Source organism: Kitasatospora sp. NPDC085895 (assembly GCF_040702125.1).
Classification (GTDB): Bacteria; Actinomycetota; Actinomycetes; order Streptomycetales; family Streptomycetaceae; genus Kitasatospora; species Kitasatospora arboriphila.
Genome location: NZ_JBFBJY010000001.1, coordinates 16,895 through 26,204, shown reverse-complemented (window position 1 = coordinate 26,204; position 9,310 = coordinate 16,895). Strand labels below are relative to the sequence as shown.

The window sequence follows — 9,310 nt, the reverse complement described above, 5'->3', positions numbered from 1 at the left end:
TTCCGATCGTGGGTTGAGGTCGGTCGCGCCGGGGGACTGACGCGGTGCGTCGTACCGCACAGAGCACCGCGGAGCCGTGCAGGAGCGGGGTCGCCTCACCCCGCCGTCACCGCCGAACCATGAGGGTGACCGTAACATCGCGCAGTTGAACGGTTCGTTCGACCTCGTAGGCCTGGTTCAGCGCGTCGATCTCCGGCTTGATCAGCTTGATGTCGGGCCCGTCCAGCCGACGGTCCGTGCGCTCCGGCACCGAGCCCAGGGTGACGACCCACACCCGGGGCTCGTCGCCGAGACACTTGGCGCTGTTGCTGCACTCCAGCGTCCACAGATCGCGGCGGTGCGCGGCGCTCTCCGCCAGGAAGACGTCGCGCATGGCGAGGGACCGGGGGAGTGCGTACCGCACCCCGGCATCCAGGTAGTGGTCGAACCACGGCCCGCGCGAGTAGACGATTCCGTCTCCGGGGCGGTGGCCCTGCGCGATCACGTCACCCGCACCCATGAAGTCGGGCGTCGACGGCGACCCGCCGTACGGCACGGCCACCGGATAGCTGTACCAGCTGTGCGAATCCGCCTGCCGCACGAAACGCTGGTCGGGAACTCCCACCGCGGCGGCCAGGACGAGGGCACCCACGGTCAGCAGCCGGGGCCTGAGTGCCGCCGCGCCCGCACCGGCCAGCACCGCCCAGGCCGGAACGGTGAAGAAGAGGTACCGGTTCAGCCAGTAGGAGATCTCGCCGTGGGAGACCGCCCACAGTACGGCCAGCGGGAGGACGGCCAGCAGCGCGGCCTCGACGGCGGGCCGCCGCCGGCGCTGCAGCAGCGGGAGGAGCGCCAGCACCAGCAAGACGAGACTGACCGGCACGGAGTAGAACAGCTCGGGCCACATCCGCCACGTCTTGGCGAACGTGGGCCGCTCGATCCAGCCCAACTGTCGGTGGAGCTGCCGCTGGCCGATCAGAACGAGGGGCAGCAGGCTCGCTGCCGCAGCCGTGACCGAGACCAGCCACCGAAGCGGCAGGCGACCGTCCCGTCCGTCCCGCCAGCGCAGCAGCACAACGGCCGCATGTCCAGACAGGAAGGTCAGCGAGGCGAGGTGGAACGCCCCGGCGGTGGTGAGGCAACAGGCGTAGCCGAGCCACCTCGGCCAGGTCCCCCGCTCCAGGGCGCGGAACAGGAACAGCGTGGCGGCCGCGACGGCGCCCGCCACCAGGGCGTACGAGCGAACCTCCTGCGCATATCTGCTGACGGCGGGGACCGCCGCGAACAGCAGGCCGGCGGTGAGCCCGGAGCGGGGTCCGAAGAGCCGCTGCCCGGTGAGCGCCACGCAGACGGCGGCTCCGGTGACCGCCAGCACTCCCGGCATGCGCATGCTCGTGAGCGAATCGCCGAACACCCGGATCCATTCGTGGATCAGGAGGTAGTAGGTGCCGTGGACGGCGTCCACGTTGTGCAGCATGCCGAGCAGGTCCCGGGTGCTGCGCGAGGCCGAGGCCCAGGTTGCCAGCTCGTCCTGCCACATTCCCGGGCGGCTCGCCCCGTACGTACCCAGGGCGAAGGTGAGGAGGGCGGGAACGAGCCAGGAGCTCCGCAGCAGCCGGGCGGAGCGGGCACGTGCACCCCGGGAGTCCCTCCGGGACCGTGCGTCGGTGGGCTCCGGCGGATCTGCGCGGACCGGCCCGCGGGCGGCCGCGTGAACAGGGCGAGTCATGGGTGGCCCAACGGTGGGAGCGGGTGTGCGTGCTGCATCGTACCGGTGAGCGAATCTTCTGCAGCAGGGGCGGGCGGGCGGGCCGGGCCGGCTCGGAACAGCCTCCCGATTGGCTTTCCGCCTGCTCCATGTGGCAGTATGTCCAAGTTGCTCGGTTGAGTGCCGATGCTGCGCGCCTCCCGCCGGGAGGACCGGAAGCGAGTCCCACGTACTCGTCGTTCCCGTGATGGCCGTTCATGCGTCCGCGTTCACCGCTCCTGCGGTGGGCGTGTGGGCGCAGTGGTGTGTAAGCGACACCGCGGCAGCTGCGGGGCGGACGTACGGGAATCTTCCGGGAAGCGTGGGCGGGGCCTCGACCCGGCGCCTGGTGGGTGCAAGACCTCACCGACCGAGAGCGGGAACCGAAGAGGGAGACCTCTTTGGTTTTTTGCAAGCGGTAGGGCGACACGCCCGACCGCGGGGGTCGGAGAGGGTAACCATCCGGAGGCGCCGCCGGACCAGTCCGCCCGGACGAAGCCGGTCGTGGAAGCAACAGACCACAGAAGGACTACTGAGTAGCCATGGCGGGACAGAAGATCCGCATCCGGCTCAAGGCCTACGACCACGAGGTCATCGACTCCTCGGCGAAGAAGATCGTCGAGACGGTGATCCGTACTGGTGCGCAGGTCGCGGGCCCGGTGCCGCTGCCCACTGAGAAGAACGTGTACTGCGTCATCCGCTCGCCGCACAAGTACAAGGACTCGCGCGAGCACTTCGAGATGCGTACTCACAAGCGTCTGATCGACATCCTCGACCCCACGCCGAAGACGGTTGACTCGCTCATGCGTCTCGACCTGCCGGCCGGTGTCGACATCGAGATCAAGCTCTGAGAGGCGCACCGAAGATGGCTAAGCAGATTAAGGGCATCCTGGGCGAGAAGCTCGGCATGACCCAGGTCTGGGACGAGAACAACCGGATCGTTCCGGTGACCGTCGTCAAGGCCGGGCCGAATGTCGTGACCCAGGTCCACACCGCCGACAGCCCGGCCGGCTACGACGCCGTCCAGATCGGCTTCGGCGAGATCGACCCCCGCAAGGTGAACAAGCCCCTCGCGGGTCACTTCGCCAAGGCCGGTGTCACCCCGCGCCGCCACCTGGTCGAGCTGCGTACCTCGGACGCGTCCGAGTACACCCTGGGCCAGGAGATCACCGCCGAGCTGTTCGAGGCGGGTGTCAAGGTCGACGTGACCGGCACCTCCAAGGGCAAGGGCTTCGCCGGTGTCATGAAGCGTCACAACTTCAAGGGCCTCGGCGCCGGTCACGGCACCCAGCGCAAGCACCGCTCGCCCGGTTCCATCGGTGGCTGCGCCACCCCGGGCCGCGTGTTCAAGGGCCTGCGCATGGCGGGTCGGATGGGCCACGAGCGTGTGACCACCCAGAACCTGACCGTGCACGCGGTCGACGCGGAGAAGGGCCTGCTCCTCATCAAGGGCGCCGTCCCGGGCCCGAACGGCGGCCTCGTCCTCGTCCGCACCGCGGCGAAGGGGCTGTGAAGGATATGACCACCATTGACATCCTGTCGCCGGCCGGCGACAAGGCCGGCAGCCTCGAGCTGCCCGCCGAGATCTTCGACGCCAAGGTCAGCATCCCGCTGATGCACCAGGTCGTCGTCGCGCAGCTCGCCGCTGCCCGCCAGGGCACGCACAAGGTGAAGCGCCGCGGCGAGGTCCGTGGTGGCGGCAAGAAGCCGTACCGCCAGAAGGGCACCGGCCGCGCCCGTCAGGGCTCGACCCGTGCGCCGCAGTTCGCCGGCGGTGGCGTCGTGCACGGTCCCGTGCCGCGCGACTACTCGCAGCGGACCCCGAAGAAGATGATCGCCGCCGCCCTCCGCGGTGCGCTCACCGACCGGGCCCGCCACGAGCGCATCCACGTGATCACCGCGGTGACCGCGACCGATGCGCCGTCGACCAAGGCCGCCAAGACCCTGTTCGGCAAGATCTCCGAGCGCAAGAACGTCCTCCTGGTCGTCGAGCGCGAGGACGAGCTGGGCCTCAAGTCCGCTCGCAACCTGCCGAACGTCCACATCCTGGACGCCGGTCAGCTGAACACCTACGACGTGCTCGTCTCCGACGATGTGGTCTTCACCCAGGCCGCCTTCGAGCGTTTCGTGGCCGGTCCGGTCGCGTCCGCCAAGGCCGTTGCTGCTGAGGGCGAGCTCGAAGGGAGCGCCGCCTGATGGCTGCCGAGATCACGAGCAAGACGTACACGGACCCGCGTGACGTCCTGATCAAGCCGGTCATCTCCGAGAAGAGCTACTCGCTCCTCGACGAGAACAAGTACACGTTCGTCGTGTCGCCGGACGCCAACAAGACCCAGATCAAGCAGGCCGTCGAGGCGGTCTTCTCGGTCAAGGTCGAGGCCGTCAACACGCTCAACCGCCAGGGCAAGCGCAAGCGCTCCCGCACCGGTTTCGGCAAGCGCAAGGACACCAAGCGCGCCATCGTGACGCTGGCCGAGGGCAACCGCATCGACATCTTCGGTGGTCCGGTCTCCGCCTGACGGAGAGCGTGATCGTCGTTAAGGACGAGGACGAAAATGGGTATCCGCAAGTACAAGCCGACTACGCCGGGCCGCCGCGGCTCCAGCGTGGCCGACTTCGTCGAAATCACGCGGTCCACGCCGGAGAAGTCGCTGGTTCGCCCGCTGCACAGCAAGGGCGGCCGTAACAACGCCGGTCGTGTCACCGCCCGCCACCAGGGTGGCGGTCACAAGCGCGCCTACCGCGTGATCGACTTCCGTCGTCACGACAAGGACGGCGTGCCGGCCAAGGTCGCTCACATCGAGTACGACCCCAACCGCACCGCGCGCATCGCGCTCCTGCACTACGCGGACGGCGAGAAGCGCTACATCATCGCCCCCCGCGGCGTCGCGCAGGGTGACCGGATCGAGAACGGCCCCGGGGCCGACATCAAGCCGGGCAACAACCTGCCGCTGCGCAACATCCCGGTCGGTACCACCATCCACGCGGTGGAGCTGCGTCCCGGTGGCGGTGCCAAGATGGCCCGCTCCGCCGGTTCCGGCATCCAGCTGCTCGCCCGTGAGGGCCGCATGGCGCACCTGCGCATGCCCTCCGGTGAGATCCGCCTGGTGGACGCGCGCTGCCGCGCGACCGTCGGCGAGGTCGGCAACGCCGAGCAGTCGAACATCAACTGGGGCAAGGCCGGCCGCATGCGCTGGAAGGGCGTCCGCCCGACCGTGCGTGGTGTCGCCATGAACCCGATCGACCACCCGCACGGTGGTGGTGAGGGTAAGACCTCCGGTGGTCGCCACCCGGTCTCGCCGTGGGGCAAGCCCGAGGGCCGTACCCGTCGCCCGAACAAGGCGTCGGACAAGCTCATCGTGCGCCGCCGCAAGACCAACAAGAAGCGCTAGGAGCAGGTCAGATGCCGCGCAGTCTCAAGAAGGGCCCCTTCATCGACGACCACCTTCAGAAGAAGGTGGACGTGCAGAACGAGGCGGGCACGCAGAACGTCATCAAGACCTGGTCCCGTCGTTCCGTGATCTCCCCGGCCATGCTCGGCCACACGATCGCGGTTCACGATGGCCGCAAGCACGTCCCGGTGTTCGTCACCGAGTCGATGGTCGGCCACAAGCTCGGCGAGTTCGCTCCCACGCGCACCTTCAAGGGGCACGTGAAGGAAGACCGCAAGTCGAAGCGTCGCTAGTCGCTCCGCGGGCTTGAGCTCAGCGCCAGACAGACTTAAGTGACTTACTCCATTAAGGGGACAACCATGGAAGCCAGGGCCCAGGCGCGGTACATCCGCGTCACGCCCATGAAGGCCCGCCGCGTGGTGGACCTCATCCGCGGCCTTCCGGCCACGGAGGCCCAGGCCGTCCTGCGTTTCGCTCCGCAGGCAGCCACCGTGCCGGTCGGCAAGGTGCTCGACAGCGCCATCGCCAACGCCGCGCACAACTACAACCACTCCAACGTGGACGACCTCTACATCTCCGAGGCGTACGTTGACGAGGGCCCGACCCTGAAGCGGTTCCGTCCGCGCGCCCAGGGCCGTGCCTACCGGATCCGCAAGCGGACCAGCCACATCACCGTGGTCGTCAGCAGCAAGGAAGGGACCCGGTAATGGGCCAGAAGGTTAACCCGCACGGGTTCCGCCTCGGCATCAGCACGGACTTCAAGTCCCGCTGGTACGCCGACAAGCTGTACAAGGACTACGTCAAGGAAGACGTCGCCATTCGTCGCATGATGACGAAGGGCATGGAGCGCGCCGGCATCTCCAAGGTCGAGATCGAGCGCACCCGCGACCGCGTCCGCGTCGACATCCACACCGCTCGCCCCGGCATCGTCATCGGCCGGCGCGGCACCGAGGCCGACCGCATCCGCGGCGACCTCGAGAAGCTGACCGGCAAGCAGGTCCAGCTGAACATCCTCGAGGTCAAGAACCCCGAGCTGGACGCCCAGCTCGTGGCTCAGGGCGTCGCGGAGCAGCTGTCCTCCCGCGTCTCCTTCCGCCGTGCCATGCGCAAGTCGATGCAGGGCACCATGAAGTCCGGCGCCAAGGGCATCAAGGTCCAGTGCTCCGGTCGTCTCGGCGGCGCCGAGATGAGCCGTTCGGAGTTCTACCGCGAGGGTCGCGTGCCGCTGCACACCCTCCGTGCGAACGTCGACTACGGCTTCTTCGAGGCCAAGACCACCTTCGGCCGCATCGGCGTGAAGGTCTGGATCTACAAGGGCGACGTCAAGAACATCGCCGAGGTCCGCGCTGAGAACGCCGCTGCCCGCTCGGGCAACCGCCCGGCCCGTCCCGAGGGTGGTCGTCCCGCCCGCGGTGGCGAGCGCCGTGGTGGCGAGCGCGGTGGCCGCGGCCGTCGTCCCGCCGCTGCTGAGGCCCCCGCGGCCGCTGCGGTCGAGGCTCCGGCTGCCGAGAACACCGGAACGGAGGCCTGACCCCCATGCTGATCCCCCGTAGGGTCAAGCACCGCAAGCAGCACCACCCGAAGCGTCGCGGCGCTTCGAAGGGCGGCACCGAGCTGGCGTTCGGCCAGTTCGGCATCCAGGCCGTGACCCCGGCCTACGTGACGAACCGTCAGATCGAGTCCGCTCGTATCGCGATCACCCGTCACATCCGCCGTGGCGGCAAGGTCTGGATCAACATCTACCCGGACCGCCCGCTCACCAAGAAGCCGGCCGAGACCCGCATGGGTTCCGGTAAGGGTTCGCCGGAGTGGTGGATCGCGAACGTGCACCCGGGTCGGGTCATGTTCGAGCTGTCGTACCCGAACGAGAAGGTTGCTCGCGAGGCGCTCACCCGTGCCGCGCACAAGCTGCCGATGAAGTGCCGGATCGTCCGGCGCGAGGACGGTGAGAGCTGATGTCGGCCGCTACCAAGGCTGCTGAGCTTCGTCAGCTGGACAACGAGGGCCTCGTTGCCAAGCTGCGTGAGGCCAAGGAGGAGCTGTTCAACCTCCGCTTCCAGGCGGCGACCGGGCAGCTCGACAACCACGGCCGGCTGAAGCTGGTCCGTAAGGACATCGCGCGGATCTACACCCTGATGCGCGAGCGCGAGCTGGGCATCGAGACGGTGGAGAACGCCTGATGACTGAGAACACCAACGAGACGCGCGGTTTCCGCAAGACCCGTGAGGGTCTCGTCGTCAGCGACAAGATGGACAAGACCGTCGTCGTCGCCGTCGAGGACCGCGTCAAGCACGCGCTGTACGGCAAGGTCATCCGCCGTACGAACAAGCTGAAGGCGCACGACGAGCAGAACGCGTGCGGTGTCGGCGACCGTGTCCTCCTCATGGAGACCCGGCCGCTGTCCGCGACGAAGCGCTGGCGCGTCGTCGAGATCCTCGAGAAGGCCAAGTAACGAAGCCGATGAGGTACGGCCGTATGTGCACCGGGTTCTCGCAGGCCCCCTGCGGGAGCTGCCGGTGTGAGCAGCGGCCGGCCCGTCGACTCTCGTTGACGATCAGGAGAAAGCTGTGATCCAGCAGGAGTCGCGACTGCGTGTCGCCGACAACACGGGTGCCAAGGAGATTCTCTGCATCCGCGTTCTCGGTGGCTCCGGTCGCCGCTACGCCGGTATCGGGGACGTCATCGTCGCCACCGTCAAGGACGCGATCCCCGGCGGTTCGGTGAAGAAGGGCGACGTCGTCAAGTGCGTCATCGTCCGCACCGTGAAGGAGCGCCGTCGTCCGGACGGTTCCTACATCCGGTTCGACGAGAACGCCGCCGTCGTCCTCAAGAACACCGAGGGTGACCCCCGCGGTACCCGCATCTTCGGCCCCGTGGGCCGCGAGCTGCGCGACAAGAAGTTCATGAAGATCATCTCGCTGGCGCCGGAGGTGCTCTAATCTCATGGCGAACAGCATGAAGATCAAGAAGGGTGACCTGGTCCAGGTCATCACCGGCAAGGACAAGGGCAAGCAGGGCAAGGTCATCCAGGCCATCCCCGCTGAGAACAAGGTCCTCGTCGAGGGTGTCAACCGGGTCAAGAAGCACACCAAGCCGGGCCCGGGCACCCAGGGCGGCATCGTGACCGTCGAGGCCCCGGTGCACGTCTCCAACGTCCAGCTGGTCGTGGAGAAGGACGGCAAGAAGGTCGTCACCCGCGTCGGCTACCGCTTCGACGACCAGGGCAACAAGATCCGCGTTGCCAAGCGGACCGGTGAGGACATCTGATGTCTGAGACGACTGTTGAGAAGGTGGCCCCCCGCCTCAAGGAGCGTTACAACTCCGAGGTCAAGGGCCAGCTGCAGGAGCAGTTCTCGTACGAGAACGTCATGCTGATCCCCGGCCTGGTCAAGGTCGTGGTCAACATGGGTGTCGGCGAGGCCGCCCGTGACAGCAAGCTGATCGAGGGCGCGATCAAGGACCTGACCGCGATCACCGGTCAGAAGCCGGCCGTGACCAAGGCCCGCAAGTCGATCGCGCAGTTCAAGCTGCGCGAGGGCCAGCCGATCGGCGCCCACGTCACCCTCCGTGGTGACCGCATGTGGGAGTTCGTGGACCGTCTGGTGTCGCTGGCCCTGCCGCGCATCCGCGACTTCCGCGGCCTCTCCCCGAAGCAGTTCGACGGCCGTGGTAACTACACCTTCGGTCTGACCGAGCAGGTCATGTTCCACGAGATCGACCAGGACAAGGTCGACCGTCAGCGCGGTATGGACATCACCGTCGTGACCACCGCTCAGACCGACGATGAGGGCCGGGCGCTCCTGCGCGCTCTGGGCTTCCCGTTCAAGGAGGCGTGAGCCATGGCGAAGAAGGCCCTTATCGCAAAGGCCGAGCGTAAGCCGAAGTTCGGTGTCCGGGCGTACACCCGGTGCCAGCGCTGCGGCCGTCCGCACTCGGTGTACCGCAAGTTCGGCCTGTGCCGTGTCTGCCTCCGTGAGATGGCGCACCGCGGCGAGCTGCCGGGCGTGACCAAGAGCTCCTGGTAGTCCAGGCGCCCTAGGCACACCACTGCGAAGCAGCGTGCCCGACTCCACCGCTTTTTGGGCTTCCGGGAGGATTCCCGTAAGGTGGTGGGGTCGGGCCCCTGCCGCGGCATCTCCACAGGTGCTCGCGGCTCTCTTGTGAGGGCTCGCACCCATGTCTTACTACGTCG

The 9,310-nt window shown here is 67.8% G+C and carries 16 protein-coding genes; 15 read left to right on the top strand and 1 reads right to left on the bottom strand.

Features of this window, described 5'->3' with window-relative positions; translation table 11 throughout:
* Positions 1-106 precede the first annotated feature (106 nt).
* Complete coding sequence (locus AB0442_RS00195; protein ID WP_366159732.1) at positions 107-1,708, bottom strand: glycosyltransferase family 39 protein; 1,602 nt, start codon at positions 1,706-1,708, stop codon at positions 107-109.
* Positions 1,709-2,268: 560 nt separating this feature from the next.
* Between AB0442_RS00195 and rpsJ the strand changes: the two genes are divergently transcribed.
* From rpsJ to AB0442_RS00120, 15 genes are all read left to right on the top strand, one after another.
* Complete coding sequence (rpsJ, locus tag AB0442_RS00190) at positions 2,269-2,577, top strand: 30S ribosomal protein S10 (RefSeq protein ID WP_012785157.1); 309 nt, start codon at positions 2,269-2,271, stop codon at positions 2,575-2,577.
* 14 nt (positions 2,578-2,591) lie between these two features.
* A complete protein-coding gene (gene rplC, locus AB0442_RS00185) occupies positions 2,592-3,239 on the top strand; it encodes a 50S ribosomal protein L3 (protein ID WP_030263524.1) in 648 nt (215 codons plus the stop codon).
* Between the two features lie 5 nt (positions 3,240-3,244).
* Entirely contained in the window at positions 3,245-3,922 is a 678-nt protein-coding gene (gene rplD / locus AB0442_RS00180) for a 50S ribosomal protein L4 (RefSeq protein WP_363540453.1), read from the top strand.
* Entirely contained in the window at positions 3,919-4,245 is a 327-nt protein-coding gene (rplW, locus tag AB0442_RS00175) for a 50S ribosomal protein L23 (protein ID WP_263108062.1), read from the top strand. Before rplD ends, rplW begins: the two co-directional genes overlap by 4 nt.
* A 36-nt stretch (positions 4,246-4,281) precedes the next feature.
* The gene (rplB, locus tag AB0442_RS00170; protein ID WP_030263511.1) at positions 4,282-5,118 is read left to right on the top strand and encodes a 50S ribosomal protein L2; all 837 of its coding nucleotides are present in this window, start codon (positions 4,282-4,284) and stop codon (positions 5,116-5,118) included.
* A gap of 11 nt (positions 5,119-5,129) precedes the next feature.
* Positions 5,130-5,411 (top strand): 30S ribosomal protein S19, encoded by a 282-nt coding sequence (rpsS, locus tag AB0442_RS00165; RefSeq protein WP_014136283.1) that lies wholly within the window; start codon positions 5,130-5,132, stop codon positions 5,409-5,411.
* Positions 5,412-5,477: 66 nt separating this feature from the next.
* Positions 5,478-5,825, top strand: coding sequence for a 50S ribosomal protein L22 (gene rplV / locus AB0442_RS00160; RefSeq protein WP_095874452.1), 348 nt, complete (start codon positions 5,478-5,480; stop codon positions 5,823-5,825).
* Complete coding sequence (rpsC, locus tag AB0442_RS00155; protein WP_030280775.1) at positions 5,825-6,649, top strand: 30S ribosomal protein S3; 825 nt, start codon at positions 5,825-5,827, stop codon at positions 6,647-6,649. Before rplV ends, rpsC begins: the two co-directional genes overlap by 1 nt.
* 5 nt (positions 6,650-6,654) lie before the next feature.
* The gene (gene rplP, locus AB0442_RS00150; protein WP_030300385.1) at positions 6,655-7,074 is read left to right on the top strand and encodes a 50S ribosomal protein L16; all 420 of its coding nucleotides are present in this window, start codon (positions 6,655-6,657) and stop codon (positions 7,072-7,074) included.
* Positions 7,074-7,298 carry a 50S ribosomal protein L29 gene (gene rpmC / locus AB0442_RS00145; protein WP_030263491.1) on the top strand — a complete coding sequence of 75 codons (225 nt, stop codon included), beginning with the start codon at positions 7,074-7,076 and terminating at the stop codon, positions 7,296-7,298. The genes rplP and rpmC overlap by 1 nt, the downstream gene beginning before the upstream one ends.
* Positions 7,298-7,570: a 30S ribosomal protein S17 gene (gene rpsQ / locus AB0442_RS00140; protein WP_014136278.1), complete on the top strand. Its 273-nt coding sequence runs from the start codon at positions 7,298-7,300 to the stop codon at positions 7,568-7,570. The genes rpmC and rpsQ overlap by 1 nt, the downstream gene beginning before the upstream one ends.
* 115 nt (positions 7,571-7,685) lie before the next feature.
* Complete coding sequence (gene rplN, locus AB0442_RS00135; protein ID WP_145790774.1) at positions 7,686-8,057, top strand: 50S ribosomal protein L14; 372 nt, start codon at positions 7,686-7,688, stop codon at positions 8,055-8,057.
* A gap of 16 nt (positions 8,058-8,073) precedes the next feature.
* On the top strand, positions 8,074-8,385 hold the full coding sequence (gene rplX, locus AB0442_RS00130; protein ID WP_033214113.1) for a 50S ribosomal protein L24: 312 nt from the start codon (positions 8,074-8,076) through the stop codon (positions 8,383-8,385).
* Positions 8,385-8,954, top strand: a complete 570-nt coding sequence (gene rplE / locus AB0442_RS00125; protein WP_030263480.1) for a 50S ribosomal protein L5 — start codon at positions 8,385-8,387, stop codon at positions 8,952-8,954. Before rplX ends, rplE begins: the two co-directional genes overlap by 1 nt.
* A 3-nt stretch (positions 8,955-8,957) precedes the next feature.
* On the top strand, positions 8,958-9,143 hold the full coding sequence (locus AB0442_RS00120) for a type Z 30S ribosomal protein S14 (protein ID WP_030263476.1): 186 nt from the start codon (positions 8,958-8,960) through the stop codon (positions 9,141-9,143).
* Positions 9,144-9,310: the final 167 nt, after the last annotated feature.